At 70.3% G+C, this 16136-nt stretch carries 15 protein-coding genes; 6 read left to right on the forward strand and 9 right to left on the reverse strand.

Translation table 11 applies throughout. The annotated features are described in order from the left end of the window. Positions 1–60: 60 nt before the first annotated feature. Both OG226_RS20210 and OG226_RS20215 read left to right on the forward strand, forming a co-directional pair. On the forward strand, positions 61–612 hold the full coding sequence (locus OG226_RS20210) for a VanZ family protein (RefSeq protein ID WP_328679744.1): 552 nt from the start codon (positions 61–63) through the stop codon (positions 610–612). Positions 613–705: 93 nt separating this feature from the next. Further along, entirely contained in the window at positions 706–909 is a 204-nt protein-coding gene (locus OG226_RS20215; RefSeq protein WP_033280213.1) for a PspC domain-containing protein, read from the forward strand. Positions 910–984: 75 nt separating this feature from the next. On the opposite strand, the gene OG226_RS20220 is transcribed toward OG226_RS20215, so the two are convergent. Together OG226_RS20220 and OG226_RS20225 are read right to left on the reverse strand one after the other, a co-directional pair. After that, the gene (locus OG226_RS20220; RefSeq protein ID WP_328679746.1) at positions 985–1353 is read right to left on the reverse strand and encodes an ATP-binding protein; all 369 of its coding nucleotides are present in this window, start codon (positions 1351–1353) and stop codon (positions 985–987) included. 141 nt (positions 1354–1494) lie between these two features. Next, on the reverse strand, positions 1495–2652 hold the full coding sequence (locus OG226_RS20225) for an adenosine deaminase (RefSeq protein WP_328679748.1): 1158 nt from the start codon (positions 2650–2652) through the stop codon (positions 1495–1497). Between the two features lie 113 nt (positions 2653–2765). Here OG226_RS20225 and OG226_RS20230 point away from each other — a divergent pair, with 113 nt between their 5' ends. After that, a complete protein-coding gene (locus tag OG226_RS20230) occupies positions 2766–3530 on the forward strand; it encodes a prolyl oligopeptidase family serine peptidase (protein WP_328679750.1) in 765 nt (254 codons plus the stop codon). A gap of 96 nt (positions 3531–3626) precedes the next feature. On the opposite strand, the gene OG226_RS20235 is transcribed toward OG226_RS20230, so the two are convergent. Continuing rightward, positions 3627–4583, reverse strand: coding sequence for a LysR family transcriptional regulator (locus tag OG226_RS20235; protein ID WP_328679751.1), 957 nt, complete (start codon positions 4581–4583; stop codon positions 3627–3629). A gap of 63 nt (positions 4584–4646) precedes the next feature. Between OG226_RS20235 and OG226_RS20240 the strand changes: the two genes are divergently transcribed. Together OG226_RS20240 and OG226_RS20245 are read left to right on the forward strand one after the other, a co-directional pair. Then, positions 4647–5936: an MFS transporter gene (locus OG226_RS20240; protein WP_329349647.1), complete on the forward strand. Its 1290-nt coding sequence runs from the start codon at positions 4647–4649 to the stop codon at positions 5934–5936. A 1450-nt stretch (positions 5937–7386) separates the two neighbouring features. Beyond that, a complete protein-coding gene (locus OG226_RS20245; RefSeq protein WP_329349648.1) occupies positions 7387–8406 on the forward strand; it encodes a sigma-70 family RNA polymerase sigma factor in 1020 nt (339 codons plus the stop codon). Here the strand turns inward: OG226_RS20245 and OG226_RS20250 are convergent. Next, a complete protein-coding gene (locus tag OG226_RS20250; protein WP_328679757.1) occupies positions 8290–8685 on the reverse strand; it encodes a hypothetical protein in 396 nt (131 codons plus the stop codon). The two genes, OG226_RS20245 and OG226_RS20250, sit on opposite strands and share 117 nt — an antisense overlap. Positions 8686–8797: 112 nt before the next feature. Between OG226_RS20250 and OG226_RS20255 the strand changes: the two genes are divergently transcribed. Beyond that, complete coding sequence (locus OG226_RS20255) at positions 8798–9718, forward strand: AEC family transporter (protein ID WP_329349649.1); 921 nt, start codon at positions 8798–8800, stop codon at positions 9716–9718. A 452-nt stretch (positions 9719–10170) separates the two neighbouring features. Here OG226_RS20255 and OG226_RS20260 read toward each other — a convergent pair whose 3' ends face one another. The 5 genes from OG226_RS20260 to OG226_RS20280 all read right to left on the reverse strand — a co-directional run bounded on the left by OG226_RS20260 (position 10171) and on the right by OG226_RS20280 (position 16000). Continuing rightward, the gene (locus OG226_RS20260; protein ID WP_329353448.1) at positions 10171–11448 is read right to left on the reverse strand and encodes a thymidine phosphorylase; all 1278 of its coding nucleotides are present in this window, start codon (positions 11446–11448) and stop codon (positions 10171–10173) included. 112 nt (positions 11449–11560) lie between these two features. Beyond that, a complete protein-coding gene (locus OG226_RS20265; RefSeq protein WP_329349650.1) occupies positions 11561–11971 on the reverse strand; it encodes a cytidine deaminase in 411 nt (136 codons plus the stop codon). Beyond that, positions 11968–13230, reverse strand: coding sequence for an ABC transporter permease (locus tag OG226_RS20270; RefSeq protein ID WP_328679764.1), 1263 nt, complete (start codon positions 13228–13230; stop codon positions 11968–11970). Before OG226_RS20270 ends, OG226_RS20265 begins: the two co-directional genes overlap by 4 nt. Continuing rightward, a complete protein-coding gene (locus OG226_RS20275; RefSeq protein ID WP_328679765.1) occupies positions 13227–14354 on the reverse strand; it encodes an ABC transporter permease in 1128 nt (375 codons plus the stop codon). The genes OG226_RS20270 and OG226_RS20275 overlap by 4 nt, the downstream gene beginning before the upstream one ends. Next, positions 14351–16000 carry an ABC transporter ATP-binding protein gene (locus OG226_RS20280; RefSeq protein ID WP_328686372.1) on the reverse strand — a complete coding sequence of 550 codons (1650 nt, stop codon included), beginning with the start codon at positions 15998–16000 and terminating at the stop codon, positions 14351–14353. Before OG226_RS20280 ends, OG226_RS20275 begins: the two co-directional genes overlap by 4 nt. Between the last annotated feature and the right edge of the window lie 136 nt (positions 16001–16136).

The raw sequence follows: 16136 nt of genomic DNA on the forward strand, positions 1-16136 counted from the left end.
CACCCTGGTGCTCGGTGCCTACCCGGAACCGATCGTGCCGGAGAGGGCGTCTTGTGGGGCGTGCAGCGTCAAGGCTCCATCGGCGGCAGCGCCGCGATTCGCATCCGTGTGACAGGAGGTGTCCTCCTCGTCGCACATCTCGTGCTCGTCGCCTGGGTCACGCTGCGCCCAAGGGACGTCCCCTGGGTGATGCCCCCGAACCTGCACCCACTGGCCAGCATCCGGGCCGATCTGGCCATGGGCTGGCCGGAGGCGTCGAAGCGGATCGGCGAGGGCCTCGCGCTGCTGGCCCCGCTGGGCGTCCTGCTCCCGATGGTCAGCGGCCGGCTCCATGTCTCCCCGCTCGCGTCCTTCATCCGTACGGTCGCGGCGGGCGCCCTGATCTCGCTGGGCATCGAACTGCTGCAGACCGGGGTGCCCGGCCAGGTCGTCGACATCGACTCGCTGCTGATGAACACGGTGGGCGTGGCCCTCGCGCACGCCGCGATCGTCCCTGCGGCCCGCTCCTGGCTCCGCCGCAGGGCCGAGAGCCGACCTCCCCTGCCCCTCCTCCAGGAGGAACCGGCTCAGGGACGGACCCCGACGATTCCCAGGGTCGGCATCGCACCGTAGAGCGACGCCGGGTGCGCTGCGCGTCCGTAACGTTGACGACAGATGGGGCAACCACATGGGGGCCTCGGACAGCCGCTCGCGAAGGAGCTCATCATGACCGCCATTGCCCGCCCCACCCAAGGCCGCATGATCGGCGGAGTGTGCGCAGCGCTGGCACGGCGCTTCGGTACCTCCGCGACCACGATGCGGGTGATCTTCCTGGTCTCCTGCCTGCTGCCGGGCCCCCAGTTCCTGCTCTACATCGCGCTGTGGATCCTGTTCCCGGCCGAGGACAAGGTGCGCACCGAGGCCTGGTAGGACCCCGGCGCACGTACGCCGATGGGGCGCACCCTCGTCCAGGGTGCGCCCCATCGGCGCGTTCGGGGGCGGGGCTCAGCCCAGCGGGATGCCGTTCAGCGGGACGCCGTGGGTGGGCAGGCCCGTCTGCGACAGGGGCAGGCCGCCCAGCAGTCCGGCGACGGGCGCGGTCGGGCCGTCGGACAGCACCTTCTCGGCGGCGGGCTGCACGGCGGACAGACCACCCGCGAGCGCGGGCTGCGCCTGGCTCAGGGCCTGACCGGCACCCGGCAGCGCCTTGGCGACGTTCTCCGCGGGCAGCGTGTGGGTCACGGTGCCCAGCGCCTGGGTGGCGTCCGGAAGCGCCGGAGCCGCCACGGCGGCCGAAGCCGACCCGGCGGCAACAGCGGCGAAGGCGGCACCGAGGGCGGCGACACCGAGGGTCTTGGCAGCAGACTGCTTCATGGTGAATGCGTCCTTGAATGGGGTGACGGGGGATGTGAGCGGTCCAAGACCGTAAACACGCGAAGGCACCCTCCGCAAACATCGAAATGCGGACGGATTGTGAACACCCGCCCGCATTCCGGTCCCACCCCTCGACCCCGTTCAGCCCTCTTCGGCCGCAGAACCGCTGGTGGAGGCGGTCCGCCGGAACAGCCATTCGGATTTCAGCTCGGCATATCCGGGCTTGATCACGTCATTGATCATGGCGAGTCGTTCATCGAAAGGAATGAATGCTGACTTCATAGCATTGACGGAGAACCACTGCATGTCGTCGAGCGAATAACCGAACGCCTCGACAAGATGCTCGAATTCGTTGCTCATGCTGGTGTGTGACATGAGGCGATTGTCGGTATTAACCGTGGCGCGGAAATGCAGCCTGCGCAGCAGCCCGATGGGGTGCTCGGCGTAGGAGTCGGCGGCGCCGGTCTGGAGGTTGGAGCTGGGGCACAGCTCCAGCGGGATGCGCTTGTCGCGCACGTACGACGCGAGGCGGCCCAGCTCGACCGAACCGTCCTCCTTGACCTGGATGTCGTCGATGATGCGCACCCCGTGCCCGAGCCGGTCGGCGCCGCACCACTGCAGCGCCTGCCAGATCGACGGCAGCCCGAAGGCCTCGCCGGCGTGGATCGTGAAGTGGTTGTTCTCGCGCTTCAGATACTCGAAGGCGTCCAGGTGCCGGGTGGGCGGGAACCCGGCCTCCGCGCCCGCGATGTCGAAGCCGACGACGCCCAAGTCGCGGTAACGGTTGGCGAGTTCGGCGATCTCCAGCGCGCGGGCGGCGTGCCGCATGGCGGTGAGCAGCGCCCCGACGCGAATCCGCCGCCCGCTCTCCCGCGCGAGCGACTCCCCTTGCCGGAAGCCCTCGTTGACGGCCTCGACGACCTCTTCGAGGCTGAGCCCGCCGTCGAGGTGCTGCTCGGGCGCGTACCGCACCTCCGCGTAGACGACCCCGTCCTCGGCGAGATCCTCGGCGCACTCGCGGGCCACCCGGATCAGCGCGTCCCGGGTCTGCATCACGCCGACGGTGTGCGAGAAGGTCTCCAAGTACCGCTCCAGCGAACCCGAGTCGGCGGCCTCGGCGAACCACACGCCGAGCTTCTCCGGGTCGGTCTCGGGGAGTCCGGTGTACCCGGCGTCCCGCGCGAGTTCGACGATCGTCCCCGGGCGGAGACCGCCGTCGAGGTGGTCGTGCAGCAGAACCTTCGGCGCCCGGCGGATCCGGTCCGGCGTCGGGGTGTTCGGGGTGCTCTGGCTCGTCATTTCCGCACTCTAACTCCTACGCGCGTAGATCACCCGCTGTACGAATTCGTCGATACGTAACGGTGACCGCGCGGAAGGATGGCGTACACGCTCGCTTCTGACACTGTTCTGTCATGGCACAGCAAGCGACGCCGGTCAGGACGGCCCGGCTGGGGAGAGCGCTCGGTCCCGAACCGACCTCGGTGAGCGGCGTGGTGCTGCTGCTCCCCGGCGGCGAGGAGGTGTCCAGCCGCAGACCCTCCCCCATGTTGGCGACGGCCTCCGTACGGACGTTGGGCCGCCGACTGGCCCGCGCGGGCGCCGGTGACGGGCTCGCCGCGCATGTCGTCCACTACCGCAGTCGCGGCTGGAACGGCAGCGATGCGTCTCTCGCGCACGACGCGGCGTGGGCGGTGGAGGAGGTCGTACGGCGGTACGGGGACGTGCCCGTGTGTCTCACCGGGATCGACATGGGCGCCCGCGCGGCGTTGCGCTCCGCGGGGCACGAGGCGGTGAACTCCGTTGTCGCGCTGGCTCCTTGGCTGCCGGAACAGGATGTCGCCGCGCCACCCGAACCGGTGAAACAGTTGGCGGGGCGGCGGGTGTTGATCGTGCACGGCACGAACGACGAACGGACCGATCCTGAGTTGTCGTTCCGGCTGGCGGCCCGGGCGAAGAAGGCGAACCGGGACATCTGCCGGTTCGAAGTGCACTCCGACGGGCACGGGTTGCATCAGCATCGGCAGGAAGTGCACGCGCTGACGCAGGACTTCGTGATGGGGGCGTTGTTCGGGCGGGCGTTTTCCCGGCCTGTCGAGGATGCGCTTCAGGCTCCGCCGCCCTTGGGTCTGCGGATGCCGTTGGCCGCGGGGTTCGGGCGGTCGCTTCGTAGGGGTTGAGGCTTCGTTGCGGGGTGCGGGTGCGTTGTGGCTGGTCGCGCCCACGCGGCGGAGCCGCGAATTGACACAACCCCGCGCCCCCTAGGGGGGTGGACCTTACGTTGGTAGCAAGTTGCCCCTTCTTGACAGTAGGAACCGCTTGAAGGCTGCCACCGGTGGGGTGTCTGGGTGGCCGTCCAGCCATGCCACGCCGATTTCCCTCACCGCCCTCGGAGCTGTGACCGTCAACTCCGCAACTCCTGGGCGGGGCACGGCCGGTGGGGGCAGGAGGGCGACCCCCAGGCCCGCTGCCACCAGGCCCCGCAGAGTCTCCGCCTCCTCTCCCTCGAAGGCGATCTTCGGGCGGAAGCCGGCCTCCTTGCAGACGGCGTCGGTGATGCTGCGGAGGCCGTAGCCGGGTTCCAGGGTCACGAAGGTCTCGTCGGCCGCCTCCGCGAGGCGGATGCGCTTCCGTGTCGCCAGGCGGTGGTCGGCCGGGACGACGAGGCGGAGCTTCTGGACGTCGAGGCGGTGGGCGACGACGTCGGGGGCGTCGAGGGTCGGGGAGGTCAGGAGGCACAGGTCCAGTTCGCCCGCGCGCAACCGCTCCAGCATGGCCTCGCCGTAGTTCTGGACGAGGCTGAAGCGGACGCGGGGGTGGTCGGCGCGGAAGGCTCGGATGAGGCCGGGGACGGTTTCGGAGCCGAGGGTGTGCAGGAAGCCGAAGGCGACCTTGCCGGTGGCGGGGTCGGCGTCGGCGCGGACCTCGTCGGCGGCCTTCTCGATTTCGGCGAGGGCGCGGTCGACCGAGGTGAGGAAGGTACGGCCGGCGGGGGTCAACGACACCGTGCGGCCTCTGCGGGCGAACAGGTCGACGCCCAGGTCCTGTTCGAGGCGGACCATCGCCCGCGACAGCGTGGACTGCGGGACCCGCATCTCCTGCGCGGCCCGGGTGACGTGTTCGGTGCGGGCGACGCCGGCGAAGTACGCGAGGCGGGGCGCGAGGAGCGCGACGATGTCTTCTGTGTCACCGGACGGTGACAGGTGAGCCTGTGAGCTGTACTGATGCACCATGGGAACGATTATGGCGTTTCCGTGCATTGGACGGATGAGCGGGGCCGTACGTAACTTCGCAGCATGTCTCCCGCCGACACCGGGGCGTCCACGATGGTGCCCGCCGCCAGCCCTGTCCCCGACTCCGCCACCGACTCCGACTCGCGGCTGACGCCGGGTGGTCCCGGTTATCGCCGGATGAGCTTCGCGCTGTTCCTCGCGGGCATGGCGACCTTCGCGCTCCTCTACTCCACGCAGGCGCTGCTGCCGCTGATCTCCTCCGGTTTCGCGGTGTCGGCGAGTGCGGCGAGCTGGACGGTGGCGGCGGCGACGGGTGGGCTCGCGTTGTTCGTCCTGCCGATGAGCGCGCTGTCGGAACGTTTTGGACGTCGTACGGTCATGACGGCGTCGTTGGTGGTCGCGGTGAGCCTCGGGGTGCTGGTGCCGTTCGCGCCATCGCTGAGCGCGTTGGTGGCGTTGCGGTTCCTTCAGGGGGCGGCGCTGGCCGGGCTGCCGGCTTCGGCGACGGCGTATCTGGCGGAGGAGGTCCGGCCGAAGGCGCTGGTCACGGCGATCGGGCTGTTCGTGGCTGGCAACAGTGTCGGCGGGATGAGCGGCCGGGTCATCACCGGGTGGGTCGCGCAGGAGTGGGGCTGGCGGGTCGCGGTGGCGGTGATCGGTGCGATCGCGGTCGGCTGCGCGGTCGCCTTCCGCCTCCTGCTCCCCGCCCCTCAGCACTTCACGCCGGGTTCGCTGCGCCCGCGCGTGCTGGCCCGCACGGTCCGCGACCACCTCGCGAACCCGCTGCTGTGCCGGCTGTACGCGATCGGCGCCCTGTTCATGACGGTCTTCGGCGGCGTCTACACGGTCATCGGCTACCGCCTCACCGAGGCCCCCTTCTCCCTCCCCCAGGGCCTCATCGGCTCGATCTTCCTCGTGTACCTGGTGGGGACGGTGTCGGCGTCCACGGCGGGCCGCCTGGTGGGCCGACTCGGGCGCCGGGGCGCCTTGTACCTGGCGGGCGGCACGACGGCGGCGGGTCTGCTGCTCTCCCTCGCCGACTCACTCCCCCTGGTACTGCTCGGCCTGATCCTCATCACCGCCGGCTTCTTCGCGGGCCACGCGGTCGCGTCCTCGGCGGTCAGCAAGACAGCCACGACAGGGCGCGCGCAGGCCTCCGCTCTGTACCAGTCCGCGTACTACATCGGCTCCAGCACCGGCAGCACGGTCGGCGCGATGGCGTTCCACGCGGGGGGCTGGACCGGGACGGTTGGTGTGGGGGTGCTGGCGGTCGTCGGGGTCGTGACGATCACCGTATTGGGGTCGCGGGCGGCTCGGGTGGAGCGCCGGGGGGTTGGGGCGGCGGCGGCTTGAGGGTGGTTGAGGCGGGGGCCTGAACTGAAGGGGCTGGTCTGAAGGGACCGGAGGCGGGTGCCTGGCCCGAGGCGGCTGGGCGCAGGGGCCTGCTGGAGGCGGGGGGCTGGCCCGGGGGGCTGGAGGCGAGGGCTTGGCCCACGGCGGCTGGGGGCGCGGGCCTGACCCGAGGGAGCCGAGGACGGCGGCCTGGCCCGGGAGGGGCTGGGGGCGGGCCTGGCCCGGGAGGGGCTGGGGGCGGGCCTGGCCCGGGAGGGGCTGGGGACGGGCCTGGTCCGAGAGGGCTGAAGACGGCGGCCTGACCCGAGAGGGGCTGGGAACGGGGGGCTGGCCCGGGAGGGCGGGAGGCGAGGGCTTGGCCCACGGCGGCTGGGGGCGCGGGCCTGACCCGAGGGAGCCGAGGACGGCGGCCTGGCCCGGGAGGGGCTGGGGGCGGGCCTGGCCCGGGAGGGGCTGGGGGCGGGCCTGGCCCGGGAGGGGCTGGGGACGGGCCTGGTCCGAGAGGGCTGAAGACGGCGGCCTGACCCGAGAGGGGCTGGGAACGGGGGGCTGGCCCGGGAGGGCGGGAGGCGAGGGCTTGGCCCACGGCGGCTGGGGGCGCGGGCCTGACCCGAGGGAGCCGAGGACGGCGGCCTGGCCCGGGAGGGGCTGGGGGCGGGCCTGGCCCGGGAGGGGCTGGGGACGGGCCTGGTCCGAGAGGGCTGAAGACGGCGGCCTGACCCGAGAGGGGCTGGGAACGGGGGGCTGGCCCGGGAGGGCGGGAGGCGAGGGCTTGGCCCACGGCGGCTGGGGGCGCGGGCCTGACCCGAGAGGGCCGAGGACGGCGGCCTGACCCGAGAGGGGCTGGGGACGGGCCTGGTCCGAGAGGGCTGGAGACGGCGGCCTGACCCGGGAGGGCTGGAGACGGCGGCCTGACCCGAGAGGGCGAGGAGGCGAGGGCTTGGCCCACAGCGGCTGGGGGCGCGGGCCTGACCCGAGAGGGCTGGGGCGGGGTCCTGGCCCGAGAGGGTTGTCGTATCGGGGCGCTTTCCAGTTCGGGGTTCGTGTCCGGGCGGCGGGATCCAGCGCAGGGCGGCCATCCAGTACGGGCAGCCAGGGCCAGGGCGGGCCAGCTCGCAGGCGGGCGCCGATATTTAGCGCCGGGCAGCTACCAAGTTCAGGCACCGACACCCAGTGCCGGTCGGCTGCTCGATGCGGGACGTCAACATCCAACGCCGGTCGGCTGCCGAGTGCAGGGCGCTCAGATCCAGCCCGTCCGGGTTTTGAGGACGAGGCTCTTTCGGGGGTGATGGGGGCCGGGGGTGTAGCCGCCAGGGACGCCCGCATCAATACCGGGTGACCTGTAATCGCTCTGAGCTGCACGTTCGTTCACTCCTCGCGCCATTGTCAGTGGGCTGCGCTACGTTTCGGGGTAAGGGAAGAACGGCCACAGGGGTGGGTGGGCGAGACCATGAGTGACAGCGTTGTGACTACTACGGACGACCTTGATGTCAGGCTGGAGAAACACCGAGTCGAGCTGACCGGGTACTGCTACCGGATGCTCGGCTCCTCCTTCGAGGCCGAGGACGCCGTACAGGACACGATGGTCCGCGCCTGGCGGAACTACGAGAAGTTCGAGGGGCGGTCGAGTCTGCGGTCCTGGCTGTACCGGATCGCGACCAACGTCTGCCTGGACATGCTGACCGCCGGCAACAAGCGCGCACGGCCCGTCGATCTCAGCGACTCCACCCCCCTCGCGCAGGCCGCGCTGTCGCCCCGCGCGGACAACACCTGGCTGGAGCCGATGCCGGACGCGCGCGTGCTGCCGGCCGTCGCAGACCCCGCGGAGGCGGCCGTGGCCAAGGAGTCCGTACGGCTCGCGTTCATGGCCGCCCTGCAGCAACTCCCGCCCAAACAACGGGCGGTGCTGATCCTGCGCGAGGTACTCGCCTGGCGGGCGAACGAGGTGGCCGAGCTGCTCGGCACCTCGGTCGCGTCGGTCAACAGCGCGTTGCAGCGGGCCCGGGCGACCCTGGCCGAGCGGGACGACAAGGCGGCCGACGCCGCCGTGTCCGACCCGCTCGACGAGGAGCAGCGCAAGCTTCTTGAGCGGTACGTCACCGCCTTCGAGGGCTACGACATGGCCGCGCTCACCGCGCTGCTGCACGAGGACGCCATCATGACGATGCCGCCGTTCGACCTGTGGCTGACTGGCCACGACGACATCACGGGCTTCATGACGACGATCGGTTCCGCCTGCGAGGGCTCCCGCCTGATCCCGGTCCAGGTGAACGGTCTGCCGGGCTTCGCCCAGTACAAGCCGGACCCCGAGACGGGTGGTTACGCACCCTGGGCGGTCCAGATCCTGGAGATCTCAGACGGCGGGCTCACCGGGTTCCACTTCTTCCTGGACACGAAGCGCTGGTTCCCGCTGTTCGACCTGCCCCTCCATCTCGACGCGGAGTCCGACGAGATCGAGGAGGGCGCGTAGTTCGGGGGCGGGGTCGCGGAGTCTGATCCGCCCGCCGGCCCTGCGGGCGGTCAGCGCGAGGCGGGCCAGGAGGTCGACGGTACTGAGCCCCGGGGGGCCTGGTCCCACGACCTCGATCTCGACCAGGACCGCTCCGGCACCGGTCCTCGCCTCCAGCAGTGCCCGTAGCTCGGCGCACAGCCCCGCCACCTCGTCACGGGTGACGGGGCGGGCCGGCACGAGTACAGCGGGTGTCTTGGCGTCCACGATCGGTAGACCGGGTGGGCGGTCGTAACTCATCGGGGGCGACCGCCTAGATTTGCTGTATGCCCCACGGATCAGCCCCGCCCTGGATACCCGACGCCCTCCCGCACGCCGAAGTCGCTGCCGAGGTCGGTGTCGAGGGGATGTCGTGCAGGGGGTGCTGACCGGGTTCGCGGTGATCGGTGTGGTCATCGCGGTCGGCTATCTGATCGGCCTGCGCGGTTCCCTCGGCGAACACGGGCGGGACGTCCTGACCAAGCTGGCCTTCAACGTCGCGTCTCCGGCACTGCTGTTCACGACCCTCGCGCGGGCCGACCTGTCGGTGATCTTCTCCGGCGGGTTGCTCGTGACGGTGCTGAGCACGGCGGCGGTGGCGGGGCTGTTCGTGGCGGTGGGGGTCGTACGGGGCTGGGGCATCGGCCGTACGACGATCGGGGCGCTCTGTTCGAGCTACGTCAACTCCGGCAATCTCGGTATCCCGATCTCGGTGTACGTCCTCGGCAATGCGTCGTTGGTGGCACCGGTGATGTTGTTCCAGCTCGTGGTGGTGAGCCCGCTCGCGTTGACGGTCCTCGATCTGTCGGGGGCGGGTGAGAAGGGGCCTTTGTGGCTGCGGCTGCTCACGCCGTTGCGGAATCCGATCGCGGTGGGGTCGCTTGCGGGGGTCGCAGTGGCGGCGAGCCGGGTTCATGTGCCGGACCCGGTGATGGAACCCCTCACCCTGATCGGGAACATGGCGGTGCCGGCGGTTCTGATCGGGTTCGGGATTTCGTTGCGGGGCAGCAAGGTGCCGGGGCGGGGGGCGGATCGTCAACCGGTGCTGTTGTCGGTCGCGTTGAAGGTCGTGGGGCAGCCGGTGATTGCGTGGGCGCTGGCGGTGGGGGTGTTCGGGATTCATGGGGCTGCGTTGCTCGATGTGGTCGTGACCTCGGCGTTGCCCGGCGCGCAGAACCTGTACACGTACGCGAGCCGGTATCGGGTGGGTGAGGGGTTGGCTCGGGACTCGATCCTGCTGTCGACGGTGTTGTCGGTGCCGGTGTTGGTGGGGATCGCTGCGCTGCTCGGGTAGGTGCGGTCGTTGTTTGTCTGCGGGCGCGTCGTGGCTGGTCGCGCAGTTCCCCGCGCCCCTAAAAAGGCACACAGCCGGGATTCGAAAGCCCAGCCCCTTCGCGCCCTCACGCCTCACCGCATCACCCCTTTCACCGCCTCACGCCTCATGCCTCACGCCCCTCGCCTCACCGCCTCACCCCTTCACCGCCTCACCCCTCACCCCTCACCCCTCACCCCTCACCCCTCACCCCTAAAAGGCGTAAGCCGTAACCCGGCCACGAGCAAGTACCAGCTCCTCGGCCCTGGAAACTTCGAGCAGCCGGCATCTGAGAAAGCTCGGCCCCGCGCCCCTGAAAAGCCGTAAGGGGGCTGGGACTTGCAAGACCCGGTCCGCTTCCCCCAGGCAAGGCGAAAGGGGCCGGAACTCTCGAAGTTCCAGCCCCTCCCCCGTGACGAACTGTCAACCACCGGTCAGGCGATGCGCTCCAGTACCACCGGTGATGCCGTGAAGGTCGTTCCCTCGGCGCCGATGTCGTAGGAACCCTTCGCCGCCTCCAGGGCGTATTCGAAACGCTCGGGTGTGTCCGTGTGCAGGGTCAGGAGGGGCTGGCCGGCAGTTACCGTGTCTCCCGGCTTGGCGTGCATCTCCACACCCGCTCCCGCCTGGACCGGGTCCTCCTTGCGTGCGCGGCCCGCGCCGAGGCGCCACGCGGCGATGCCGATGTCGTAGGCGTCGAGGCGGGTCAGGACACCGGAGGTGGGGGCCGTCAGCACGTGTTGCTCGCGGGCCACCGGCAGGGCCGCGTCCGGGTCGCCGCCCTGAGCCGCGATCATCCGGCGCCAGACGTCCATCGCGGAACCGTCCGCGAGGGCCTTCGCCGGGTCGGCGTCCTTCACTCCCGCCGCGTCGAGCATCTCTCGGGCCAGCGCGATCGTCAGTTCCACCACGTCGGACGGGCCGCCGCCTGCCAGGACCTCTACCGATTCGCGGACCTCCAGCGCGTTGCCTGCCGTCAGGCCCAGCGGGGTCGACATGTCCGTCAGGAGCGCTACCGTCCGGACGCCGTGGTCCGTGCCCAGGCCCACCATCGTCGACGCCAACTCCCGCGCGTCCTCGATGGTCTTCATGAACGCGCCCGTGCCGACCTTCACGTCCAGGACCAGCGAGCCCGTGCCCTCGGCGATCTTCTTCGACATGATCGAGGAGGCGATCAGCGGGATTGCCTCCACCGTGCCCGTCACGTCCCGGAGCGCGTACAGCTTCTTGTCGGCCGGGGCCAGGCCGTCGCCCGCCGCGCAGATCACCGCGCCCGTGGTCTCCAGGACGGACAGCATCTCCTCGTTGGAGAGCAGGGCGCGCCAGCCGGGGATCGACTCCAGCTTGTCGAGGGTGCCGCCGGTGTGGCCGAGGCCCCGGCCGGAGAGTTGGGGGACGGCCGCGCCGCAGGCCGCGACCAGCGGGGCCAGGGGGAGCGTGATCTTGTCGCCGACGCCGCCCGTCGAGTGCTTGTCGGCGGTCGGGCGGGAGAGGGACGAGAAGTCCATGCGCTCGCCGGAGGCGATCATCGCGGCGGTCCAGGTGGCGATCTCGCGGCGGTTCATGCCGTTGAGGAGGATCGCCATGTTGAGGGCGGCCATCTGGTAGTCGGCCACGTCTCCGCGGGTGTACGCGTCGATGACCCAGTCGATCTGCTCGTCGCTCAGTTCACCGCGGTCCCGCTTGGTGCGGATGACGGAGATGGCATCCATCGAGACTTGCGCCATGGCTTGGCTTTCCTTCCGAACGTTCAGAAAATGCGCGGCCCCGCTGAGGGAGTCGACGAGTTGCATCGATGTCCAACTCAGCGGGGCCGCACGGGAGTTACCTGGTGAGGTGGTCCGGCCCGAAGGCCTGCGGGAGCATCTCCGAGAGCGGCAGGATGCCCGCCGGTGTCTCCACCAGCAGGCCGGGGCCGCCGAACTCGTACAGCAGCTGCCGGCAGCGACCGCACGGGACGAGGATGTCGCCCTTGCCGTCGACGCACGTGAAGTGCGTCAGCCGACCGCCGCCGGTGCGCTGGAGGTTGGAGACCAGCCCGCACTCGGCGCACAGGCCGAGGCCGTACGACGCGTTCTCCACGTTGCAGCCGGAGACCGTGCGGCCGTCGTCGACCCGGGCGGCGACCCCTACGGGATAGCCCGAGTACGGCGCGTACGCGTGGGACATCGCCTCCCGCGCCTCCGCCCGCAGCTCGTCCCAGTCGACGGCCAACTCGGCGGTGGGCGAGGTCACTTACCCTGCCCCTTCCGGTACGGCAGGCCGTCCGCCTTCGGCATCCGCAGGTGCTGCGCGGACAGCGAGAGCACCAGCAGGGTGACGATGTAGGGGCTGGCGCCGACGAGTTGGGTCGGGACGTCGTCGGTGGTGGCGTACCAGACGAACATCAGGGCCGCGATGACGGCGGTGATGCCTGCGGGGACGTACCGCTTCCTCCAGACCATGTACGCGCAGCCCGCGACCAGCAGGAAGCCGATCAGCAGGATCAGGGCGTGGACGTTGGTGGAGCCGCCGCGCAGGTTGAGGCTGTCGGTGTAGCCGAACAGGCCCGCGCCGAGGGCGAGTCCGCCCGGCATCCAGTTGCCGAAGATCATCGAGGCGAGGCCGATGTAGCCGCGGCCGCCGGTCTGGCCGTCGAGGTAGACGTTGGACGCGACGATCGACAGGAACGCGCCACCGAGGCCGGCGAAGCCGCCGGAGATGATCACGGCGATGTACTTGTACTTGTAGACGTTGACGCCGAGGGACTCGGCGGCCACCGGGTTCTCGCCGCAGGAGCGCAGGCGCAGGCCGAAGGCGGTGCGCCACAGGACCCACCAGGTGGCCGGGACGAGGGCCACCGCGATGACGGTGAGCGGGGAGAGGTCGGTGATCAGGCCGCCGATGAGGCCCGCGATGTCCGAGAGCAGGAACCAGTGCTTCTCGTTGAGCTTGTCCAGCCAGGTGGAGAGGCCGGGGATGTCGAAGGTGCCGAGCGAGTCGATCGGCGGGGACTGCTTGGCGGAGCCCTGCTCGGTGTTGGCGAAGGTGAACTTCGAGAGGTAACGGGTGGTGCCCAGCGCCAGGATGTTGATGGCCACACCGGAGACGATGTGGTTGACGTTGAACGTCACCGTGGCGATCGCGTGCAGCAGCGCGCCGAGGCAGCCACCGATGATGCCGAAGACGATGCCGACCCACGGGCCCCACTGGTAGCCGGCCCAGGCGCCGAACCAGGTGCCGAGGATCATCATGCCTTCGAGGCCGATGTTGACGACGCCCGCGCGCTCGGCCCAGAGGCCGCCGAGACCGGCGAGGCCGATCGGCACCGCCGCTCTGAGGGCCGTGGACATCTGGCCGGTGGAGGTGATGCCGTCCGCGCCGGTGATCACGCGGACCAGCGAGGTGAGGATCAGGGCGCCCGCGATGATCAGCAGGAGCACGGGGAGCGAGAAACGGCGGCCGCTCTTGCCGGGCTGCTGCGCCTGCGGCTTGGCGATGGTCGCGGTACTCATCGGGCCGCCACCTCCTTCTTCTCGGAGTTGTTCCGGGCGGCGGCTGCGAGTTCGGCGCCGACGCGGCTCTGCTGGCGGCGCAGGCCCCAGGTGCGGACGACCTCGTACGAGATGACGACCGCGAAGACGATCAGGCCCTGCATGATCGTCGCGATCTCCTTCTGGTACGCGACCGGGGTCGCGTAGTCCAGGGCGGGCGACGCCTTGTCGAGGAAGGCCCAGAGGAGGGCGGCGAGGGCGATGCCGCCGGGGTTGTTGCGGCCCAGCAGGGCGATGCCGATGGCGGTGAAGCCGAGGCCCTCGGGGAAGGTGAGGCTGTAGGTGTGGCTGTCGCCGAGGAGCAGCGGCAGACCCGCGAGGCCGGCGACACCGCCGGAGATCAGCATCGCGGTGAGCGTCATGCGCTTGGCGTCGACGCCGGAGGCCGCGGCGGCGGACTCGGACTCGCCGGTGGCGCGCAGGTCGAAGCCGAAGCGGGTGCGGTTGAGGACGAGCCAGTACAGGACGCCCATGATCGCGGCGAGGAAGACCAGGCCGTAGATCTCGCCGACGTCCGAGCCCAGGTCGATGCCCGGGATCCAGCCGGACTTCTTCATGATGCCGGTCGTCATGTTGTTGCCGACCTGCACGCCCCACGTGTTGGTCTGCGTGAGGTAGAGGATCAGGCTGGTGGCGATCGCGTTCAGCATGATCGTGGCGACGACCTCGCTGACCCCGCGGGTGACCTTGAGGACACCCGCGATACCGGCCCAGAAGGCGCCGGTGAGGACGGCGACCAGGAGCAGCAGCGGCACCTGGAGGACGGCCGGGAGCGCTACGTGCGCTCCGACGACCGCGGTCATCACGGCGCCGAGGCGGTACTGGCCGTCGACGCCGATGTTGAACAGGTTCATCCGGAAGCCGAGGGCGACCGCCAGGGCGGCGATGTAGTACATCGACGCCTGGTTGATGATCAGCACCTGGACGTCGGAGTACCCGATCTGCTGGAGCATCAGGTGGTACGGCTCGATCGGGTTCTTGCCCGAGGCGAGCAGCACGACCGAGGTCAGCAGGATCGCGGCGACCAGCGCCATGACCGGGCCGGCCACGGCGAGGAGCACGCGCTCCTTGTCGAACTTCTTCATCGGGCCTCGTCCTCCGGGGCGGTGTCGTCGGCGCCGTCTTCTGCGGACTCTTCGACGTGTTCGAGGTGACCGGTCGCGGCGCCGGTCATGGCCGAGCCGAGCTCCTCCGGTGTGACGGTGGCCGGGTCGGCGTCGGCGACCAGCCTGCCGTCGTAGATCACGCGCAGGGTGTCCGACAGACCGATCAGCTCGTCCAGGTCGGCGGAGATGAGCAGCACGGCCAGGCCCTCGCGGCGGGCCTCGCGGATCTGGTCCCAGATCGCGGCCTGCGCGCCGACGTCCACCCCTCGGGTGGGGTGGGCGGCGATCAGGAACTTCGGCTTGTGGCTCATCTCGCGGCCGACGATCAGCTTCTGCTGGTTGCCGCCGGAGAGGGAGGCGGCGGTGACGTCGATGCCGGGAGTGCGGACGTCGTACTCCTCGACGATCCGGCGGGTGTCGGCCTGGGCGCCCTTGATGTCGAGCCAGAGGCCCCGGCGACCGCGCGAGTTGGGCTTCTCGGTGACGTGGCCGAGGATGCGGTTCTCCCAGAGCGGGGCTTCCAGGAGGAGGCCGTGGCGGTGGCGGTCCTCGGGGATGTAGCCGATGCCCTGTTCGCGGCGCTTGCGGGTGGCCCAGGGGGTGATGTCGTCGCCGAGGAAGCCGATGGTGCCGGAGTCGGCGTTCTTCAGGCCGATCAGCGCGTCGATGAGTTCGGTCTGGCCGTTGCCCTCGACGCCGGCGATGCCCATGACCTCACCGGCGTGGATGGTGAAGGTGACGTCGTCCAGGACGCGCTTGGCGGTGCCGGTGGCCGGGGCGAGGTCGCCGAGGAGTCCGCCTGCGGTGGGCTCGGACTCGGCGCCCAGGGAGGCGCCGCCGGCCGCGTAGACGGTGAGGCCCCTGACCTCGATGACGGGCTGGTCGGTGACCGTGGACTCCGCCGTCTCGGGGGTGGGGAGTTCGCTGCCGACCATCATCTCGGCGAGCTGGCGGGGGGTCGTCGCGGAGGGGACGGCCGTGCCGACGGTGGTGCCGCGCCGGATGACGGTGATCTCGTCGGCGACGGAGAGGACCTCGCCTAGCTTGTGCGAGATGAAGATGACCGCGAGGCCCTCGGACTTCAGCTCGCGCAGGTTGCTGAAGAGGGCGTCGACCTCCTGCGGCACCAGGACGGCGGTGGGCTCGTCCAGGATCAGGGTGCGGGCGCCGCGGTAGAGGACCTTGAGGATCTCGACGCGCTGGCGCTCGGCGACGCCGAGGTTCTCGACGAGGACGTCCGGGCGGACGTTCAGGCCGTAGCGGTCGGAGATCTCCTTGATCTTCTTGCGGGCGCCGCCGCCGATGCCGTGCAGCTTCTCGCTGCCCAGGACGACGTTCTCCAGGACGGTGAGGTTGTCGGCGAGCATGAAGTGCTGGTGGACCATGCCGATGCCGCGGGCGATGGCGTCGGCGGGGGACGAGAAGGTGACGAGCTCGCCGTCGACGGCGATGGTGCCCTCGTCCGGCTTCTGCATGCCGTAGAGGATCTTCATCAGGGTCGACTTGCCGGCGCCATTCTCGCCGACCAGGGCGTGCACGGTGCCTTTGCGGACACTGAAGCGGATGTCGCTGTTGGCGACGACACCCGGGAATCGCTTGGTGATCCCCACCAGCTCGACCGCGATCGTCGACTGATCGCCGAGTGGAGGGTTGCTGGACGCGTCGATGGCGAACTCTCCTCGTGGAAAGGGGCCTCTCTACGCGCGTAGCGCCCCTGCTTTAAATAGTGCCCGGACCTGATCGTTTTTTGTCTGGCATCCG

It is taken from the genome of Streptomyces sp. NBC_01261 (assembly GCF_036226385.1).
GTDB lineage: Bacteria > Actinomycetota > Actinomycetes > Streptomycetales > Streptomycetaceae > Streptomyces.